The sequence below is a fragment of the Calothrix sp. PCC 6303 genome, from assembly GCF_000317435.1.
In the GTDB taxonomy this organism is placed as follows: Bacteria; Cyanobacteriota; Cyanobacteriia; order Cyanobacteriales; family Nostocaceae; genus PCC-6303.
In genome coordinates, this window is record NC_019751.1 from 5,573,858 (window position 1) to 5,593,450 (window position 19,593).

17 protein-coding genes are annotated in these 19,593 nt (G+C 37.6%); 9 read left to right on the forward strand and 8 right to left on the reverse strand.

Annotated elements, in window-relative coordinates:
* Positions 1 to 729: 729 nt before the first annotated feature.
* From CAL6303_RS22550 to sixA, 8 genes are all read right to left on the reverse strand, one after another.
* Positions 730 to 1,191: a DM13 domain-containing protein gene (locus tag CAL6303_RS22550; RefSeq protein ID WP_041739865.1), complete on the reverse strand. Its 462-nt coding sequence runs from the start codon at positions 1,189 to 1,191 to the stop codon at positions 730 to 732.
* 111 nt (positions 1,192 to 1,302) lie between these two features.
* A complete protein-coding gene (locus CAL6303_RS22555) occupies positions 1,303 to 2,226 on the reverse strand; it encodes an NAD(+) kinase (protein ID WP_015200144.1) in 924 nt (307 codons plus the stop codon).
* Between the two features lie 7 nt (positions 2,227 to 2,233).
* The gene (gene nuoK / locus CAL6303_RS22560; protein ID WP_015200145.1) at positions 2,234 to 2,539 is read right to left on the reverse strand and encodes an NADH-quinone oxidoreductase subunit NuoK; all 306 of its coding nucleotides are present in this window, start codon (positions 2,537 to 2,539) and stop codon (positions 2,234 to 2,236) included.
* 264 nt (positions 2,540 to 2,803) lie between these two features.
* The gene (locus tag CAL6303_RS22565; protein WP_015200146.1) at positions 2,804 to 3,409 is read right to left on the reverse strand and encodes an NADH-quinone oxidoreductase subunit J; all 606 of its coding nucleotides are present in this window, start codon (positions 3,407 to 3,409) and stop codon (positions 2,804 to 2,806) included.
* Positions 3,410 to 3,446: 37 nt separating this feature from the next.
* Complete coding sequence (gene ndhI / locus CAL6303_RS22570; protein ID WP_015200147.1) at positions 3,447 to 4,031, reverse strand: NAD(P)H-quinone oxidoreductase subunit I; 585 nt, start codon at positions 4,029 to 4,031, stop codon at positions 3,447 to 3,449.
* 152 nt (positions 4,032 to 4,183) lie between these two features.
* Complete coding sequence (nuoH, locus tag CAL6303_RS22575; RefSeq protein ID WP_015200148.1) at positions 4,184 to 5,302, reverse strand: NADH-quinone oxidoreductase subunit NuoH; 1,119 nt, start codon at positions 5,300 to 5,302, stop codon at positions 4,184 to 4,186.
* A 403-nt stretch (positions 5,303 to 5,705) separates the two neighbouring features.
* Positions 5,706 to 6,842: a citrate synthase gene (locus CAL6303_RS22580; RefSeq protein WP_015200149.1), complete on the reverse strand. Its 1,137-nt coding sequence runs from the start codon at positions 6,840 to 6,842 to the stop codon at positions 5,706 to 5,708.
* Positions 6,843 to 6,955: 113 nt separating this feature from the next.
* Positions 6,956 to 7,450 (reverse strand): phosphohistidine phosphatase SixA, encoded by a 495-nt coding sequence (gene sixA, locus CAL6303_RS22585; protein WP_015200150.1) that lies wholly within the window; start codon positions 7,448 to 7,450, stop codon positions 6,956 to 6,958.
* Between the two features lie 563 nt (positions 7,451 to 8,013).
* Here sixA and CAL6303_RS22590 point away from each other — a divergent pair.
* The 9 genes from CAL6303_RS22590 (at position 8,014) to CAL6303_RS22630 (ending at position 19,589) form a co-directional block, all read left to right on the forward strand.
* Positions 8,014 to 8,799, forward strand: coding sequence for an ABC transporter permease (locus CAL6303_RS22590; protein ID WP_015200151.1), 786 nt, complete (start codon positions 8,014 to 8,016; stop codon positions 8,797 to 8,799).
* Between the two features lie 269 nt (positions 8,800 to 9,068).
* Positions 9,069 to 10,415 carry an ABC transporter ATP-binding protein gene (locus CAL6303_RS22595; protein ID WP_041739869.1) on the forward strand — a complete coding sequence of 449 codons (1,347 nt, stop codon included), beginning with the start codon at positions 9,069 to 9,071 and terminating at the stop codon, positions 10,413 to 10,415.
* Between the two features lie 91 nt (positions 10,416 to 10,506).
* Positions 10,507 to 11,655, forward strand: coding sequence for a hypothetical protein (locus CAL6303_RS22600; protein ID WP_015200153.1), 1,149 nt, complete (start codon positions 10,507 to 10,509; stop codon positions 11,653 to 11,655).
* Between the two features lie 144 nt (positions 11,656 to 11,799).
* Positions 11,800 to 12,447: a TylF/MycF/NovP-related O-methyltransferase gene (locus tag CAL6303_RS22605; RefSeq protein WP_015200154.1), complete on the forward strand. Its 648-nt coding sequence runs from the start codon at positions 11,800 to 11,802 to the stop codon at positions 12,445 to 12,447.
* 206 nt (positions 12,448 to 12,653) lie between these two features.
* Positions 12,654 to 15,053 (forward strand): glycosyltransferase family 4 protein, encoded by a 2,400-nt coding sequence (locus CAL6303_RS22610; RefSeq protein ID WP_015200155.1) that lies wholly within the window; start codon positions 12,654 to 12,656, stop codon positions 15,051 to 15,053.
* Positions 15,037 to 16,308: a methyltransferase domain-containing protein gene (locus CAL6303_RS22615; RefSeq protein WP_015200156.1), complete on the forward strand. Its 1,272-nt coding sequence runs from the start codon at positions 15,037 to 15,039 to the stop codon at positions 16,306 to 16,308. The genes CAL6303_RS22610 and CAL6303_RS22615 overlap by 17 nt, the downstream gene beginning before the upstream one ends.
* Before the next feature lie 57 nt (positions 16,309 to 16,365).
* Positions 16,366 to 17,319 carry a glycosyltransferase family 2 protein gene (locus CAL6303_RS22620; protein ID WP_015200157.1) on the forward strand — a complete coding sequence of 318 codons (954 nt, stop codon included), beginning with the start codon at positions 16,366 to 16,368 and terminating at the stop codon, positions 17,317 to 17,319.
* On the forward strand, positions 17,320 to 18,663 hold the full coding sequence (locus tag CAL6303_RS22625; RefSeq protein ID WP_015200158.1) for a glycosyltransferase: 1,344 nt from the start codon (positions 17,320 to 17,322) through the stop codon (positions 18,661 to 18,663).
* Positions 18,660 to 19,589 carry a glycosyltransferase gene (locus CAL6303_RS22630; RefSeq protein WP_015200159.1) on the forward strand — a complete coding sequence of 310 codons (930 nt, stop codon included), beginning with the start codon at positions 18,660 to 18,662 and terminating at the stop codon, positions 19,587 to 19,589. Before CAL6303_RS22625 ends, CAL6303_RS22630 begins: the two co-directional genes overlap by 4 nt.
* Positions 19,590 to 19,593: the final 4 nt, after the last annotated feature.

The following is a 19,593-nucleotide window of genomic DNA, read 5'->3' on the forward strand; positions in this document are numbered from 1 at the left end:
GCAATCACGCGATCGCTACCCATATATTTCTCACTGATTACGATTGTCATTATCTGTCATATATTTAGAAAAACTTATGCTAATATTGATTTATGTAGCCTAAACCTTATGATAAATACATCATTAAATGGTTATATATAAACAAAAGTCAGTTTTACCTGCATGGTAACTAAAGTATGTTAGAGATACCTCGCCCTAAAACAGCGAAGCTTTCTCTTACTTTATGGAAACTTCTGACTTATAACTCTCCTATTTTCACGTTTTTAGTTTTTAACCCCGCAAAAAAATTACAGAGGTAACTGCATATGGGTTTTCTGGATGCCATATTCCTGACACTCGTCAATACAGTAGCCTGCATCGCACTACCGAGGCTTCTGTCGTTTTTGTTATTGCTGAAGAATAGAATCACAAACTCTGCCATCATTTCCGTAAAACGACAACAAAGTCAACTTCAAAGCACCAGTTTTCCCTACTGCACGACACAAAGTTTAACTGGTACACCTTCATGCCAGTTTAGCCCAGGTTTTTGTGGAAAATGCTTTCCTAAATTAAATTAAGTGTGTTTCTATTAAATAATAAGGATACTTGATACACTTCCCAGCCTTTCAACAAAGTCTGGGGGTTTGATTCCCCAGTAATCAACGACGGCAGCAAGTTTTGTGTCGGGGTGGCACGTTTGCTTCCGTCTTGTTTTAAGGACTGGGGACTATATGAACCGAAACAGTAGACTTAGCTCAAAGGTGCGAACCCAAATGTTGTATTAAATTGGCGGCACCATATTCCCACAGATCTATAATTTACGACCTGAATATCTTTAGGTATTAAATAACGTTGATTGCCACTAGTGCTTTTCAGAGGTGCGAGGTTTACATAATCCCTATCTCGAATTCCCGACTTAGGAACCGTCGAATCTCGGTACAAAATTACAAACAAATCAGGACCAGAATCAGAGCGAAAACTTTGATCGAATTCCAAGTAATTTTCCCCACCTTCCTGAACAATACGTACATTCCCCTGAGTTGAATATTGGGCAGCTTGAAAGCGTCCTAAATTTTGTGATGCTGGCGTATTAGTGGTTGATATATCTGGATTGACTTGCCCCGAATTAGTTGAAGTGGAATTGTCAGAAGGGCTACAGCCTACTAGAAAAACTATTGCCAATAGAGGGATTACAGAAGATTTTATCACCATATTCAAATCACCACATTCCTGAAAGAACATAACAAAAATAGTAATTAAGATTGCCTAGACTTCGCTCAATTAGCAAAGCCTACTGAGCGAAGTCGAAACTACCATTCCAGATCAATTGGTATGATGTGTACTGCTGTACTTAACCCTGGTTCCAGCCCACAATAGCTTTTCCCGTAAAGTTCGATAGTAAGAATTATTCTCTCGTAAGATAATAAATTTCGCACGACATTCTGCCATCCGAATATCAACACGATGTCCGGGCCAAATCGAAGTTCCCAAAACCCCATCTGTCCAAAGTTTAGTACTCAAATCATAATCACCTAGGGGCCACACACTTACCACTGAACCCGGAGGTAAAACAATCGGGCGACTAGAAAGACTCATGGGACAAATGGGAGTTACAGTTAGAGCTTCCATCCCATCATGCATAATTGGACCATTGGCAGAAACTGTATATCCAGTAGAACCAGTGGGGGTAGAAATAATCAAACCATCTCCGACATATTGATCAATGACTTCTCCATCAATTTCCATTTCCAAAATTGATGTAATCATTCGATCAGCTGAAGCGGGTTTAATACAGATTTCATTTAACGCCAAATAGCGCTCAGTAACAGGTTCTAAATTTGAACCATGTCCCTCATACACAGCGGCTTGTAGCATCATCCGTCGCTGAATTGCATAGCGATCTTCCAGCAAACGTTGCCAAACTGCCTCGGTGTCTTGAAATTCTTCCACAGACTCAGTTAAAAACCCCAGATGACCTCCCACATTTATACCTAAAATGGGAATGCCAACTGGGGCTAAGTGTCTGGCACCAGTTAAAACAGTGCCATCGCCTCCCAGCACTAAAGCTAAGTCAATTGATTGGGCAGCGGAAGCCAAAAATACGGGGTAAGGATTATCTTTTGGTCCACTTGGTCCCATCAAAACATGACAATGGAGGCTTTCGAGTTGCTTGGCACAGGTTTCAGCCCAGCGTTGGCTTTGAGCATCCCGTGCCTTATAAGCAATAATTACCTGCTTTAAATCCACACAACTACTACCATTTCAGGAGGTTAAACTGTTCCATATCGACAGTATCTCGGTTCCGGTAGATTGCCAAAACAATTGCCAATCCCACCGCTGCCTCGGCTGCCGCTACAGTAATTACAAAGACAGTGAATACTTGACCTTTAATTGCAGTAGAGTCAAGGTAGTTAGAAAATGCCATTAAATTCAAGTTCACGGCATTTAGCAATAACTCAATTGACATAAGTACACGCACTGCGTTTCGGCTGGTAATAACCCCATAGATACCAATACAAAACAGTGCTGCTGCTAGCAATAAAAAGTATTGGAGTTGCATAATTTTTTTACCTTTTCTTGCCTAAATTACTTGTTTTTGATGAGTTTTGATGATTGAATGTCTTGGTGAATGTTAATAGTTATCGCTTACTGGTTTATTCTTGGGTTTAAATCTCTACTTCTAAGTAATCAGGCAGAGTTAATTACACAATGTCACAAAAGAGTGAGTGTAAATATTCTTGCCAATCTCTTTATAAAGTGAGTAGATTTCAGTAAGGTTGGATGTCTGGCTGAAACTGTGATAACTGTTAACTGATTTCAATTTTTACTCGTTTTCACTGCCTGTTGCCACCAATTCTTTTGCACGTTCAGGTAATGTCAAAACTGTTGGTGCTAAAGCGGAATCAGCAGTTTGTTGTGGCAAATACTCGCGGCGTGCCAAAACAATTGCACCCACCATTGACATTAACAGCAGCACTGAAGCTAGTTCAAAAGGCAATAAATAATCGCTAAAGAAATGTTCACCAATTACGACTATTGGATTATCAACAGGAGTTCCAGTAGATAGTGACCAAGGAGTCGCTAACACCATCGTGCTTAAAAGGGCAAATAAACCGAAGCTAACAACCGCTGTTAGTGCTTTTCGTACCCAAGCATTGGGAAGAGAAACAAAATCTTCCTGTTTATTTACCAACATGATGGCAAACAAAATCAAGACATTAACCGCCCCAACATAAACAAGTAATTGTGCAGATGCAACAAAGTCAGCATTTAGTAGTAGATACATTCCTGCCATACTAATGAATACGCCACCTAATAAAAAGGCAGAATAAACAATCTTTTCAAAAAGAACTACTCCCAAGGCTGCCCCTAGCATCATCAGTGCCAATATGGCAAACGTAACAGTCTGTACACCTTCAGCTAAATTCACTTTTTTGTCCTTGTTAACCTTACAAAATAGTTAATACTTATTTTTCCGCTTTTTCCACCAAATCTTGGGGGTAAGCACCTGCGCGGGGTGCATCTGCGGGTAGATCATGAGGATCCATAACTCCGCTGGGCAAATACACTAATTCTCGTAGTGGTGTAACCATTGGATCATCGGTAACTTTGTAAGGTAAGCGACCAAGGGCAACGTTATCGTAGTTCAATTCATGGCGATCATAGGTGGCAAGTTCGTATTCTTCTGTCATTGACAAACAGTTTGTTGGACAGTATTCGACGCAGTTGCCACAAAAAATACAAACACCGAAGTCGATGCTGTAGTGCTTCAGTTTTTTCTTTTTAGTAGCTTTGTCAAATTCCCAGTCAACTACAGGTAGGTTGATGGGACAAACTCGCACACAAACTTCGCAAGAAATACATTTATCAAATTCATAGTGAATCCGACCTCGGAAGCGCTCACTAGGAATTAGTTTTTCGTAAGGGTATTGAACGGTGACAGGACGACGCTGCATGTGATCGAAGGTTACTGCCAAACCTTGACCAATATAACGACCTGCTTGTACCGCTTCTTTGGCATAATCGCCGACTTGTTTGAGGAATTTCAGCATTGTGTTCCACTCTCAATAATTACCAGTTAGGGATTAGGAGTTAAGAATTGGGAGTTAAACATTGCTTATCAAAAGTTCAAAATTGGAAATTATGAACTTTTGACTGGCTTGATTTGTTCCATCAACCCTTCGTTCTTAACTCCTAATTATTTTTATCCACCGAAGGCCGCAGGAAAAACTAGTTTTAGGGCTGCTGTTAGTAGTAAATTAACTAAAGCAACTGGTAGTAAGAACTTCCAACCCAAATCTAGTAATTGGTCAATACGAACCCGTGGTACTGTCCAGCGCAAAAGGATGGCGATAAAGACAAGGAAATATGCCTTGAGTAGGGTCATGGTAATACCCAAAGCCGCAGTTACTACTTGTAACCATGGTTCGGTTTCACTAACTCCGATTAGGCTAGCAATTAAGTTGATGGGGATGGGGAAATCCCAACCACCAAGATACAAAACTGCGACTAATAGGGCAGAAAGTACGAGGTTAATGTAGGAACTTAGGTAGAATAGCGCAAATTTCATCCCGGAGTATTCGGTTTGATAACCTGCAACAAGTTCTTCTTCAGCTTCGGGTAAGTCAAAAGGCATCCGTTCGCATTCTGCGAGGGCGGCGATCCAGAATATGATAAAGCCAGCAGGTTGTCGCCAAATGTTCCAACCTAAGATGCCATAACCAGATTGTTGGTTAACGATATCTACGGTACTGAGGCTATTGGACATCATAGCGATCGCTAGTACGCTCAAAGCCAAGGGAATTTCGTAGCTAATGGATTGTGCCGCAGCTCGTAAACCACCTAATAGGGCATATTTATTATTGGAAGCATAACCTGCCATCAACAAGCCGATTGGCTGAACGCTAGACAGGGCAATCCACAAAAATACCCCCATACCGACATCGGTAATTAGTAAATTCTGTCCGAAGGGTACGATTAAGTAAGACAGAAATACCGGTAATACAACGATGATGGGACCGAGGGTAAACAATAAAGCATCAGACTTAGCTGGAATAATGTCTTCTTTAAAAACCAGCTTTAGACCATCGGCTACAGGTGCCAGTAAACCCAATGGACCAATATATTCAGGACCAATCCGCTGTTGTGCTGCTGCCGATATTTTCCGTTCTAGCCAAACGCAGGTAAGTACACCGACTGTGGCACCAATCAGCATTAAAATCATTGGCAGGGGCATCCAGAGGGCTTTAGCTGTTCCCGCTGGCAAGCCCAATTCCTTGAGGGAATCAATAAATGTTCCTTGCAGATCAATTCCTGAGTTCATGTTTGCGCTCTTCAAGTCATATGAAAGATGAAAGTATCAGGTGGGAGTTAAGACCAAAAGTAGAGATTTTTAACTTTCACATCCTACACTTTACGCCTGAGTGTTTCACCTTTGCTGTGGTCATTGATTCATCGTCGCCGACAACTAACTTCTGTCAGAGAGACCCTGCCGCTTCACGGCGAGGAACTTACTCTGACTTCGTGAATAAATGTAAATTCATCCGCAGTATCGTCGCTGATAATCAGGCAAATCTTAGATTGCTGACAATCCCATGCCTAGTATATCGCTGCTTGGTTTTTGGCTGATTACCGCTGGTGAGAATTTCTACTTATGGTATTGATTAGAAATTAGGTTTTGAGTCTAGGGAGTCAGGAGTATTCTCTATTGTCCCCAGATCCTTTGATTATCTTTTCTCAATTGGCGTGTAGAGCGCTTCATGAACACCATTGTAGACTTGGGTCGGTCGGAAAATCCGGTTTTCTTCCAGTTGTTCTTTCCAGTGTGCTAGCCATCCGGCTACCCGTGCGATCGCAAAAATCGGTGTGAACAGATCTGTGGGTATTCCCATTTTGCGGTACACTAAGCCGGAGTAAAAGTCAACATTTGGATAAATTCCTTTGTGACCCAGTTTTTCCTCAACAACTCGCTCCATTTCCTGGGCAATATCAAAGTATTTATCATGCCCAAATTTAGCAAACAACTGTTGGGCTAAATCCTGGAGAATAGTAGCGCGAGGGTCTTTCACTTTGTAGACACGATGTCCAAACCCCATAATTTTCGACTTACGCTGAATGCAATCTTCGATGTAAGGACGGACATTTTTTACCGTTCCAATTTTCTCCAACATCTCAATTACTTCTTCATTTGCCCCACCATGCAAAGGACCACCCAAAGTTCCCACCGCACTTGCCACCACCGCATAGGGATCAGTTAAAGTCGAAGCTGTCACCCTAGCACTAAATGTAGAAGCATTCATCGTATGCTCAGCATGAAGAATTAGACACACATCAAAAATTTTCGCTGCCAATTCATCAGGTTCCTTCTCATTTAACATGTATAAGAAGTTGGCAGAATAATCTAAATCATCATTGGGACGTACAGGATCATTCCCCTTACGCATCAACTGGAATGCAGCCACCATCGTAGGAATAGTCGCCAGCAGTTGCACCACCGCACCCCGAATATAGACAGGATTATGTAAATCTCGTCGAGAATAAAATAGACCCAAAGCCGCAGCCGAAGCTTGCAAAGCATCCATCGGATGACCGCTTTCCGGAAACGATTTCATCATGTCGCGGATACGATATTTAATCCGACGATGGTAGCGAACCTCATGTTCAAACTTTTCCAATTCCTCTTTTGTTGGCAATTCATTCCAGATCAAAAGGTATGCAGTTTCCAAAAATGTACTTTTTGCTGCCAGTTCCTCGATCCGGATACCACGGTATTCGAGTATACCTTTCTGCCCATCAACGAAGCTAACACTTGATTCGGCGGCAGGAATGCCTTCCAAACCGGGCTTATATTCGCACACCATCATGGCAACACCATCTGCTTTTTGCTCGTATTTGCTTAGGCTAAATTACCAGAAATTATGTTCGCCATTACAGTATCGGTTTTAACAGAAATTTTTTCTACAACATTTAAATCCCGTTAAATCAAGTACCTTGGTGGTGTTAACCAAAACATATCACTGTGACCCAGGAGAGAGCCTGTTTCTGGTGCCTTTATCCCGATCATACCCGCTTTTTTGAGGACTAACCGTCCTTTGGCTTCACCGTAAACCAGAATTTCTGCCCAATGCCCCAAATCTGGCTCATGTCCAACTAGTACTAACTTAATTTTAGATGAATATTTTTTTGGTTCTAACCAGTTAATAAGCCACTCGGAGATTTCACCGTCAGGGGCAAGATATGCTGACTCCTCCACTTTTTGGCTAAGTCCAGCTTGCATAAGTATTTCTGCTGTATGTTTTGCCCGGACTAGGGGACTAGTGAGAATTAAGTCAAATCGAAAATCCAGTTTTTTGAGATACTGGGCGACTTTTTCGGTTTTCTGTTGTCCTTCTTGGGTTAGTTTTCTATCTTCATCTGGGAGTTCTGCCCGCTTTTCTTCGGCGATGCCGTGACGAAATAAATAGATTTCCACGATGGTTAAATTTTGATATTTATCTAACTTTACCAATCCATCATCTCAAAACTCAGAAGCTAAATCTCCCCTATTTTGAGAACCGTAGTTTGTAACTCTAGATTATGAGTAGGGTTTAGCCGAGAGTCAACTTCAGGTTATTACGGTGCGTTCAATCAATAAAGACTTAACTTATTTCAGTAGTAATGGTAAACTCGTGGCGAAAAACACCTGTTGTTCAACTTTCCCATCCATTAATATGTTCAATCTGATACTACCCAAGGAGAATTAGTTATTTCCCATCCGCATGGGAAAAGGTTTTTGACTTCTGTGGGGACACCACAAGAGTATAAAAGTGAATGTAAACAGGCTAAAAACTAGCGATCGCAAAGTATTAACCCTGATAGTGTAACTGAATAACTGTAAATAAATAGCAAAGAAACTTTTTGAGGTCACTAACTTCATTAAGCTCATGAGGATAAGGTGTGTAGGTAACAAGCGAGGAATATAAATTGTTAAACCCATTCAAGGGAACTGCTAAAAAAGCTGCAAAATTCAAACGCTTCTTGCCAATTAGCGACAAAATGTGGGCTAAATTTGATTTGCTCAGAACTATGGTAAGACGAGATTTGGAAGCACGTTACAAAGGTTCTGTCTTGGGTAATCTTTGGCCCCTACTTAATCAATTAGCGCAACTCCTGATCTATACTTACGTCTTTTCCTTCGTCCTCAAAGTCAAACTAACTCTCAAAGGTTTACCAGAAAATAACTTTACCTTCGGTTTGTGGTTATTTGCTGGACTCCTGCCTTGGATTGCTTTTAGTGGTGGTTTAATCCAATCGGCAAACTCAATTGTGGCACAGCCAAATTTGGTGAAAAAGGTCGTCTTCCCTCTAGGATTATTACCACTTGTACCAATTCTTTCAACCTTTATTGAAAGCGCTTTTGGGTTAATGCTGTTAATTGTGTTTGTCGCTTTTACTTCTCACACCTTACACCCAACGTTGCTACTTTTGCCCCTAATTTGGCTACCACAACTATTATTAACCGCAGGATTAGGTTATTTAGCAGCTGGTGTCACCGTATTTCTACGGGATATTCCCCAAACAATTAGCGTATTGTTAAACATTTGGATGTATATGACACCAATTATTTACCCAGCGTCTTCAATTCCTGAAGAGTGGCGAAATTGGATATTCTGGTTAAATCCGGTAACTGCGATCGTTGAAGTTTACCGCGACTTGATTATCAACGGAGAAGTAACACATTGGGGTGAGTGGGGTGTAAGTTCTTTAATTGCCTTAGCAATTTTCTGTCTTGGTTTATGGTGCTATCGCCGCTTACGTCCAGCTTTTGCGGATGTTTTATAAACACTTATAACTTGAGGAAGTTAGGTATTGATCCAGATATCTTGGTTTAATAGTGCGATCGGCATACAATCAATATTGTATTTGTCAGATATTCTGATGTGGCAAACACAGACTGCAATAAAATTACTTTAGGATTGTTCGGGAACGGCGAAGGGATTGTTGTAATAACAAGCAATGAATAATTATAGTTTGATCAAAAACATAGAAGATATAACTATAAACCTAATTTTTGAGAGTGGTGTGAGAGCTTGAGGATTGATGTTAAAGATATGGGGGAAGGAATTGCTATTTCACTCAACAATGTTTCTAAGTGCTTTAAGCGGTACAACCGTCCTGTAGATAGGCTCAAGGAAATATTACTGCCTGGTAAAAGCAGAAGTGAAGAATTTTGGGCACTGCGAGATATCAATATCGAGATTCCGCGAGGGCAGACAGTTGGAATTGTTGGACGTAATGGTTCAGGTAAAAGTACATTACTACAAATTATTGCCGGAACCTTAACGCAAACTACTGGCGAAGTACAAGTAAATGGTCGGGTCTCTGCTTTGTTAGAATTAGGCAGTGGTTTTAACCCAGAGTTTACTGGAAGGCAAAACGTATTTTTTAACGGCAGAATTTTAGGCTTAAGTCAAAAAGAAATAGAAGACAAATTTGATGAAATTGCTAGTTTTGCTGATATAGGTGATTTTATTGATCAACCTGTAAAAACCTATTCTAGCGGGATGTTTGTTCGTTTAGCGTTTGCAGTTGCTGTAAATGTGGATCCGGAAATTTTGATAGTTGATGAAGCACTATCAGTTGGAGATGTAGTGTTTCAACATCGTTGTATGCGACGGATGCGAAATTTGATGGACTCAGGAGTAACAACTTTATTTGTCTCCCACGATTCTAGTGCAATCAAAACATTATGCAATTCTGCTGTGATGATCCATGATGGCAAGATGTATACATCTGGTTTGCCAAATGCAGTCATTATTGAGTATATGAAATTACTCACAGATTTAGAACTGAATATAGGTCAATTACATGAACATGAAACTACTCATAATCATCTGAAGTCAATTGAAAACAATCTGGAATCTTCTCCATATAATTCAGAACAATTAAGTCAATCAAAATCTCTAATCGCGAAAGAAGAATTTAAACGTCGTGGCAGTAGCAGAGCCTTAATTGAAAAAATTCAACTTCTAAATCAATTTGGTGAAGATGATGGGGAAAGTCCAATTTTTTCCTTCAATGAGGAAGTTACTTTAGTCGCTAATATCAAAGCTTATGAAGCATTAAAAAGCTGCTTGATCGGGTTTTATATATGTGATAAAAATGGCAACGAAATTTTGGGAACTAATACATTTGAAGAAAATCTCAAAATTGGTGCTGTTGAAGTTGGTGAGACGATTCAGGTTAGATTTAAATTCAAAATTCCTTTAAGAAATGGCTCCTATAGTTTAACTGTTGCTGTGTCCGAAAGTTACCAAGTATTAACTCTAGACTGGATCGATAATGCAATAGTTTTTCAAGTTTTACCACCAGATACAGGAAAAACAGTCCATGCATTAATAGATCATCCTATTGAAGTGGAAGAAATTAGATTATCTAGGTTATTAGGTTCTAGTTAAAATCCCAAATATTATATCTGCTTTAAAGTAGCATTTAATTTTGTTAAAGTTTTACATCAGTAAAAATCACACATTAAGGTGAGGAGAAACTATGTCAATTATCAAGCAATCAAATATTGAAAACATGGAAATGGGGCAGAGTAAAGAGGAAGATAGAGATTTGCGATCGCAACTTCACCGGACTCAAGCAGAACTAAAACAGTTACAACTACAATTAGACCAAGCCCGTGGTTTAATTAGAGGTATGGAAAGCAGCAAATTTTGGAAACTGCGTACCCAGTGGTTTAAGGTAAAAGCCCTTTTCGGATACAAGGAACCAAATGCCTTTCGTGAGCAAAAATCTATCGCCAAAAATCTCCAAACCACAAAACCTGTTTATACTAAAGATCCAAGCGGTTATTATTTTCTCGGTATGACAACAGCTGATGAACAAGCCTATACCGAAGAATACACAAAATCAAACTATACGGGAGAGGGGGAAATCGTTGAACTTGGTTGTTTTATCGGTTCATTTTCCATTTCCCTCGCAAGGGGACTAGAGGCAAATTCCAAAATACAAAATAAAGATAACCGTATACATGCTCATGATATCTTTATTTGGGATGAATATATTGGTCAAATTTTTGAAGGTCATGAAATAGGAAGTAAATATCAACCTGGAGACAGTTTCATTGGCGAATATATAGACAGAATTAGTCTTTACAAACAGTATATTCAAATCCATGAAGGTGATCTCATAAATAGGACTTGGGAAGGAGGTAAAATAGAGTTTCTGCTAGTGGATGCGATGAAATCTTGGGAATTGACAAATAGCTGTATTCAAAACTTTTTCCCATATCTTATTGCTGGTAAATCTCTATTACATCATCAAGATTTTTCCTACTTTTGGACAACATGGATTCATTTGACAATGTACCGACTGAGGGAATATTTTCAACCCCTATATTATGTTCCAGAGTGCTCAGTTATTTTTAAATATATCAAGGAAATTCCTTCAGAAATACTAGCAGCTAACTATTCAATTGATTCTTTCTCTAATGAAGAAATTGAAGCAGCTTTTGGTTATTCACTCAGCATTGTCCCCGATTTTATGCGTCCAAATATTGCAGCAGCTAAAATTACGACATATTTTCAAAAAAATGATTTAACACGAGCAAGACAAGAACTCGAAAAAGCCAAATCCATAGGACTATATCGGGAAAATAGTGACTATTCTCAAATCGAAGAATGGTTACGGTAGTTTATTTAAATTAGGGTAGATAATTTTTAGTTGGTTACTTAACCAACTAAAAAGAAAATATTTTGTTTTTGGATCAACAATCTATATAAAATAATTGGAAGCCAGTAATCGGTATCTTGTATATGTTGAGTGATAATCAAGTTTATGTATAAATTAGAACATATTCAACAGAAAGTCCAAGAATATACCTATTGTAGTCTTGGCAAACTGAAAAATATTAGTCGAGTTTGCGAATATATAAATAACAATAATGTTCCGGGTGATTTTGTTGAATGCGGGACATATAAAGGTGGTTCAGCGGCAGTTATTTCTCAACATTTAAATTCCGGGAGACATCTTTGGCTTTATGATAGCTTTGCAGGATTACCAGAAACATCGCCTGAAGATGGAGAAGATGCCAAAAAATGGGTTGGTGATTGTCTAGCAACTGTTGAAGATGTGGAAACAGTGATGGGTTTAGTTGGAACAAAAGCGGAAAATTACACTATTAGAAAAGGATGGTTTGAAGATACTTTTATTAATTCACCATTACCGGAAACAGTTGCGCTTTTGCACTGTGATGCTGATTGGTACAAATCTGTTTTACTGGTATTAGAAACGTTTTACGATCGTATTCCTGATGGTGGATGTGTGATCCTAGATGATTTTGGTTTTTGGGAGGGATGTCGAGAAGCATTTTATGATTTTTGCCATCAACGTCATGAAAAACCATTAATTGAACGTGTGGAAAGTGATCAAGCATTCTGGATCAAAGGTAGAAATAATAATCGAGAAATTCCATCATATTTATAATCATAAATGGCGATTATTAGGTAATTAATGAACTTTGGGGGTTTAAGTCCTCTAGAACTACCAAGCAATATGTTTTGTGTCGGGTTCAAATCCCGTTAGAAAATATAATACCATTACGCTTGCTTCTTGCTCTGCGAGTATTGTATAGCTTGCTTCCCGCTATCACGGGTATTGCGAATTTTTTTAAAAGGGATGTTACATAAATCATGAAACCAATTGGACATCAACCTCAACTATATATTTGTAGCGATAGTTTTGGTGTCAGTGGGGTGACAACTCAAGCGTATTATCTAGCACGAGGAATGGCTGCATTAGGCTGGGATGTGCATGTTATTTGTTACACTACCTATGGTAATTACTATCCAGCTTTTTCTAGTTTACCAATTACAATCCATCAAATTAATACTTTTACATGTGAGGATTTTGCCAAATTATATAGTTACAATCGTCAAGATAAAATTGATATTGCCACTAAAGTTAGACAGTACCTTGAACACAATGGAATTTTTGATCCGGTAAAACCGGGGATATTGGTGATCAACTATATGTTGAGTATGCTATATATCCTTGATAGTATTCCTCATAATATTGCCAGGACATTTATTCTACATTCAGATGAAAAATATTATTATCGGCTTTTAGAGCATTTTTATCCACATTTTGATGGCATAGTTACAGTCAGTAAACATATTTATACTCACGCTCAAAAATTCGTCCCTTTAAATCAGCTTTCTCAACCAACAGCAGTAATTCCATATGGTATTGAAACTCCTATTATCCAAGATAGCCATAAATTAAAAATTATTTATACTGGTAGATTTGTTGAATATCAAAAACGCATATTCGATACTTTAGAAATAGCTTTTTTACTCAAGCAGTGGGAAGTACCATTTCATCTCACATTAGCTGGAGATCAATCTAACCGTATTACCCTTGATAAGCGTATTCAACATCTAGGTTTAGGAGATTGTATTAGTATTGTTGGTCCTTTGAGTCGTGAGGAGGTAAGTCAACAATTAAAATTACATCATGTATTTCTACTGGTAAGCGAATTTGAGGGATTATCTTTGTCGCTATTAGAAGCAATGGCACATGGTACCATACCCGTTGTGAGTAGAATTTCTAGTGGTGTGGAAGAGGTAATTCAAGAAGGTGTAAATGGATTTCTGGTGGAAACGGGAGACATTCACGGTTTTGCTGCGGTTTTGCGGGACTTAGCAGGAGGATTTTCTAAATTTAAATCCCTTAGTAATGCAGCGGTGAATAGTATCCGGAATAAAGGATGTACCGCTGAAACAATGGCTTATCGCTACGCTAAGTTTTTTGATCGCGTTTTATCTTGGAATGATCTTAACTGCGATCGCGTCCGCCAGCAAACAGTAGATCAGGACTTTGCATTAGAGGAAATTTCTCCCCAATCAGCAGTTAAAATTACCCCTCATAACCAATGTTTGCCCGAAGTTTCAACAACTTCTGTTGCTAAAATACAGCAAATTACCTATATTCAAGAACATCCCACCGTCACATTTTTCCTTGATGGGATGCATGTTGGTGGTGTGCAAACTTTTGTTAAGCACATGTTAGTTGCTTTACCTAAACACCAGTGGAATGCACGGTTAGCGCTTTATGTCAATAATTTGGATGATTTGGAGGTCAGAAAACTTCAGCAGCAAGGAATATCGATTATTGGCTATAACTTTAGCGAAAATCAAGGACATTTACCCGAAGAAATTACATCAGCTTTACTGTCAGATACAGCAGGAATCATCATTCCTAATTTTATCAGTCAAGTTTACGAACGCACAAATAAAATACCCTCTCGTTTTGCCATTAGCCATATTTTTCATGCTGACGAGGCATTTTACTACGATATTTTCCAGAATAATCTCAGTCGGATCCAAAGCGCGATCGCAGTCAGCCAAGTTTGCTATCAAAAAGCAAATCAAATCCTTAAAGATAATTCTACAACCATACCATTAACCCGCATACCCTACGGAGTTAAAATGAACTCTCAATGGGTAGAAAGAAAAAACAGTCAAACGCTGAAAATAATTTACTCTGGACGAATTATTGAACACCAAAAGTGTATCTTTGAAATTCCTCAACTAGCAGCACTAGCAAAGCAAAAAGGATTATCCTGTGAGTGGACTTTGGTTGGTGAAGGTGATGACACTGAACTCTTAATGCATAGAATTCGTTCACTGCGGGTTGATGATTGCATAAACTTTATTGGCAGAGCCACGCCAGAACTATTATCTCACCTTTTAGAACACCATGATGTGGTCATTTTAACTAGTGAATATGAAGGCTTGCCGTTAGCTTTATTGGAAGCAATGGGACATGGATGTGTACCAGTAGTATACGATATTCCTAGCGGCATACATGAGATAATAAAAGACCATCATAATGGATTTATTACTCCCCAAAATCAACGAGTGAGATTTGTGGAAGCACTAAGACAACTCTGCTTTGATCGAGGATTATTAAAAGAAATGTCTTATCATGCTTGGGAAACAGTTTACCCTACTTATTCCGTCAATCAAATGGTGTCAAAATATATTAATTTCTTTGATGAGGTGCTTCAAAATCATGACAACCAATTCTGATGTTAATCTTGAATATACAGGAGAGCGACATATCGCTGGACAAGTTGGTGTGGAAATGCTACCTTTCGCTAACTTAGAACACATGATTCGCTATGCTTTTGTCGCACCTTTTATTCAAGGAAAGCGAGTATTGGATGTTTCTTGTGGTAGCGGTTACGGAACTCAATATTTAGCCCTACAAGGTGCTACCCAAGTAGTAGGTGTTGACATCGATCAAGAATCTATTGAATTTGCTCAAAAGTTTCATCAGCACCCAGCTATAACCTATATTCAATCAGATGCTCATCATATCCAAGAATTAGCTGATGCTAGTTTCGATGTGGTAATTTCTTTTGAAACTGTAGAACATGTAGAAAGACCAAGGGATTTTTTATTTGAATTAAAGCGATTATTAAAAGCTGATGGACAAGCTTTTATTTCCTGCCCTAATGATTATCGGGTTTCACCCTGGATTAGTGAGTTTCACCTGCATAAATTTAGATTCAGCGAATTTAGAGATTTAATGGTGAGTATTTTTGGTGAAACAGTGTTTTTAGGACAACATCACACCCTAGCGAGTTGCTTATTTAAACCAACTATAACTAGCGAAAAATTCTCACAATTTGAAGCTTACAGGGATTCATCACTATCTCCAAAGTTTGATAAATATTACGTCGAACATATCTCCGGAATTGAAAATGCTGATGGTTATATTGGAGTTGTGGGAACTGACATATCTTTAGTTGGGAACAGTTTGAGTATTTCTCAAGATGCATTTCAAATCGTAATGAAGTCAGAACTTGAATCACAACAAAAGTCTTTAGAAGGTGCGAAAAAGGTTCAAGAATTCCAAGATCAAGCTAAAGCAGATTTATTGAATTACGAAGCAGAATATCAGCGAAATCTGGAATATTATCAGAAAAAATATCAGAGTGAAATCGAGATCAATCAGCGAGAAATTGAGATTAATCAACAGAAGCTTCAAGTTCAACTAGATACTGCATATGCAGATATTCAATCGAAACAAAACTTAATTAATATTTTGGAAGAGAAAGTAAAAATTTTGGAAGAAAGGCATGGACAATTGTTGCGAGATAAAACCTATTTAGAGAATGTAGCTAGTACATCTAGGATTCCCATGGTGCAGACGCAGCAAGAACTTCTCCAAGCACAAGCAAGAATTACAGCTATGGAAACCTCTAAATTTTGGCAAATCAGAAAGTCCTGGTTTCAGTTTAAGCGATCGCTTAACTTACCGGGTGCAGACAAAGAGTAATTCATAATAAATCTTAATAATATTTAGCACCAAGAAAATATCATTCCAGTTCAATATATGTCTACCTTCGTTTCAGTCATTATTCCCACTAAAAATGGTGCAGAATTTTTAGATGAAGTTCTAACAGCAGTTCTTTCTCAGAAAACTGATTTTGGTTATGAGGTAATTGTCATCGACTCTGGTTCAAAAGACAACTCTCTCGAAATTATTCAAAAGCATAATGTAAGACTTATCCAAATTCATCCCACTGAGTTTAATCATGGTGGTACTCGCAATTTTGGTGTTCAAAACTCCCAAGGAGAATTTATTGCTTTCATTACTCAAGATGCTACCCCAGCAAATGATCAGTGGTTGCAAAACTTGGTTCTACCTCTACGAGAACAACCAGAAATAGCTGGAGTATTTGGCAAGCATTTACCGAGAGAAGACTGTGATCCGATTGTTGCCTTAAACTTATATAGACATTTTGATGGGTTTTCACTTCAACGCAAATGTTGGCAGCAAGACCAAAAATATGAAGAAAATCAAGGTCAATATATCTTTTTTTCTAACAATAATTCCTGTATTAGAAGAAGTATTTGGGAAAAAATTCCCTTTCGATGTGTAGAAATGTCTGAGGATCAATGGTGGGCTAAAGATATAATTGAAAATGGTTATATTAAATGTTATGAACCCACCGCAACTGTGTATCATTCCCATACATATAGTGCGACAGAATGGATGAAAAGACAATTCGATGAATATCGAGCATATCAACAAATTGGGGTTGTTGAAAAAGCATCTATTTTTAATTATATGAAAAGATTTGTCGGTCTTTTTTATGGCGATCTTAGGCAATTAGTCAAAACCTCTCAACTTTCATTTACACAAAAAATATATTGGATTTGGCAAAGATTCTTTAATAATTTGGGAATTATAACTGGTCAGTTTTATGGAACATATTCTGACAATATTCCCTCTTATATTAGTCGAAAAATTTTATCGGAACAATCTCGTAAACAAGAAAATTAGATGCTAATTAAAAGAATATTGTCTTTAATTAACAAGACTTTTAACAAAATTCAAACGATTGGTTTACGTTTAACTATCTCCCGTATTTTTTACAAAATTGCACTTTTTTTAGCTACACCTAATAAAGAGAACGAGACTTCAATTAAGCAGACAAAACAGGGTAAAATCCCTGAATTTGAACAAATAATTATTAATAGTTTAGAGTATCATAATCAAAAGACTATTCAAAAATCCACTGATTTCAGTAAGAATATTTGCAAACCATCAGCTTTAGAGTTTATTTGGCTAATTCCCTATTTTTCCAAAGGTTCAGGAGGACATAAAAACCTATTTAGGTTTGTGAAATTCATTGAATTGTTCGGTTGCAAATGTACTATTTACATTGTTGGAGATTACGATAGGTTAATTAGTCCAGAACAAATACAAAAGCAAATATGCGAGTATTTTGAACCAATTAACGCGGAAGTAAAAATCTATAATCCGACGACTCACGGAACAAAAACAAACATTCTTGTTTCTACATCTTGGATTACTGCCTATGCAGCATTAACTATAGATGCAGATTTAAAAACGTACTTTGTCCAAGATTATGAACCTTTATTTTACTCATTAGGTAGTTATTATTATCTAGCTCAAAATACCTATAGCTTTGGTTATTATCATATTACATTAGGTCAATGGTTAACCAATTTATTACAAACAAAGCACCAGGTTGCTGCTGATTTTTACCATATTGTTGTTGAAAAAGACATTTATTATCCGCGAAATCAAATTAACAACCAAGCAATTAGGGAGTTAACAAATAATCATAGTTTTAAAATTGCCTTTTATGGACGCAGTGTTACTCCTCGACGTTGCTTTGAATTAGTTTCCATCGCACTACATCTATTTTCTCAAAAAGCCGAAAATATTACCTTGATATCTTACGGCTGGAATGATATTCCTACTGTCCCATTTAAATGTTATAACGTGGGGATGTTATCAGTAGAGTCTTTAGCAGAATTGTATTCTGTTTGTGATGTTTGTATTGCTCCTTCCTCTACAAATTTATCGCTTGTTGCCCATGAAGTTATGGCTTGTGGCTCGATATTAATGGATTTGGAGGTTGAAAATACTAGCTATGACTTAGTACATTTAGAAAATAGTTATCTTGTCGAACCTAATCCACAATCAATGTGTGATGCTTTACTAGAACTATATAATCATCCAGAATTACGACAGTCACTCAAAGCTAAATCACTTGAATATATTGATAGATTAGCAGATTGGAATGAGCAAGGGAATGTTTTTCATCAACTAATAAATCAAAAATTAGATGAAATCTATTCAGATTCCAACCTATGAAAATAGCAGCTTATATTACTGCATATAACGATTTAGCATCTGTGGAAAAATGTCTTCAGGCAATTCACAACCAATCCCATCCAGTTGAAAAAATTTATATTTTAGATAATTCCGCAATTAGGCTAATTACTGATAATTACTATCAAGATATTAATATTGAGCATCACCCAGAAAATCAGGGAATTGGTTATGGTATATCTTGGGCAATTAGCGAAGCAATTAAGCTAAATTATGATTTTTTATGGGTATTTGATCAAGATAGTATTCCCGCAGAAAACTGCTTACAAAAACTATTAGAGATATACTTGGATTTTCCATTAAACCAGCATTCTCTGGGAATTATTGCTCCAACTTCGATAGATATAGAAACTGATAATATTGTTCAAGGTGCAAATTTTAATGGAAGTTATTTTACAGCTTGTCCGCATAAAATAGATGCTAAATATTATGAATGTGATGCACCTATTACATCAGGTTCTTTAATCAATTTAGCGGCTGCAAAAACTATTGATCTACCCTGTGTAGACTTCTTTATTGATGGTATTGATATTGATTATGGATGGCGTTTTAGGAAACAGGGATATCATAACCTAATTGTAACAGATGCTATTATGCAGCATCAATTTGGTCAGCCTTTAAAAGTGAATTTTTTGAGCAGAAAATTAATAATTCAAGAGTATTCTAGCTTACGTCATTATTATATATGTCGCAATCATACATATATAGAAACTAGAAATACAACAGTATCCCATAGGCTAAATTGTGTTAGATATCGCTTCAAGTATATGCTGTTTAGCATGATTAAAATTCTTCTCTATGATTCCGACCAAAAAGGGAGTAAGTTATTTGCTTGTTTTCTTGGAACCTATCATGGTTTTATCGGCAAATTAGGTAAAATTTGGGAATTACCAATCAATAGAAATTAGTTAA

What these genes read in the sequence shown, in the direction of transcription:
- CAL6303_RS22550 (WP_041739865.1), bottom strand. Translation starts at nt 1,191, where the DNA reads ATGGTGATAAAATCTTCTGTAATCCCTCTATTGGCAATAGTTTTTCTA.
- nuoK (WP_015200145.1), bottom strand. Translation starts at nt 2,539, where the DNA reads ATGCAACTCCAATACTTTTTATTGCTAGCAGCAGCACTGTTTTGTATT.
- ndhI (WP_015200147.1), bottom strand. Translation starts at nt 4,031, where the DNA reads ATGCTGAAATTCCTCAAACAAGTCGGCGATTATGCCAAAGAAGCGGTA.
- nuoH (WP_015200148.1), bottom strand. Translation starts at nt 5,302, where the DNA reads ATGAACTCAGGAATTGATCTGCAAGGAACATTTATTGATTCCCTCAAG.
- CAL6303_RS22580 (WP_015200149.1), bottom strand. Translation starts at nt 6,842, where the DNA reads ATGATGGTGTGCGAATATAAGCCCGGTTTGGAAGGCATTCCTGCCGCC.
- CAL6303_RS22590 (WP_015200151.1), top strand. Translation starts at nt 8,014, where the DNA reads ATGTGGGCTAAATTTGATTTGCTCAGAACTATGGTAAGACGAGATTTG.
- CAL6303_RS22595 (WP_041739869.1), top strand. Translation starts at nt 9,069, where the DNA reads ATGGGGGAAGGAATTGCTATTTCACTCAACAATGTTTCTAAGTGCTTT.
- CAL6303_RS22600 (WP_015200153.1), top strand. Translation starts at nt 10,507, where the DNA reads ATGTCAATTATCAAGCAATCAAATATTGAAAACATGGAAATGGGGCAG.
- CAL6303_RS22605 (WP_015200154.1), top strand. Translation starts at nt 11,800, where the DNA reads ATGTATAAATTAGAACATATTCAACAGAAAGTCCAAGAATATACCTAT.
- CAL6303_RS22610 (WP_015200155.1), top strand. Translation starts at nt 12,654, where the DNA reads ATGAAACCAATTGGACATCAACCTCAACTATATATTTGTAGCGATAGT.
- CAL6303_RS22615 (WP_015200156.1), top strand. Translation starts at nt 15,037, where the DNA reads ATGACAACCAATTCTGATGTTAATCTTGAATATACAGGAGAGCGACAT.
- CAL6303_RS22620 (WP_015200157.1), top strand. Translation starts at nt 16,366, where the DNA reads ATGTCTACCTTCGTTTCAGTCATTATTCCCACTAAAAATGGTGCAGAA.
- CAL6303_RS22625 (WP_015200158.1), top strand. Translation starts at nt 17,320, where the DNA reads ATGCTAATTAAAAGAATATTGTCTTTAATTAACAAGACTTTTAACAAA.
- CAL6303_RS22630 (WP_015200159.1), top strand. Translation starts at nt 18,660, where the DNA reads ATGAAAATAGCAGCTTATATTACTGCATATAACGATTTAGCATCTGTG.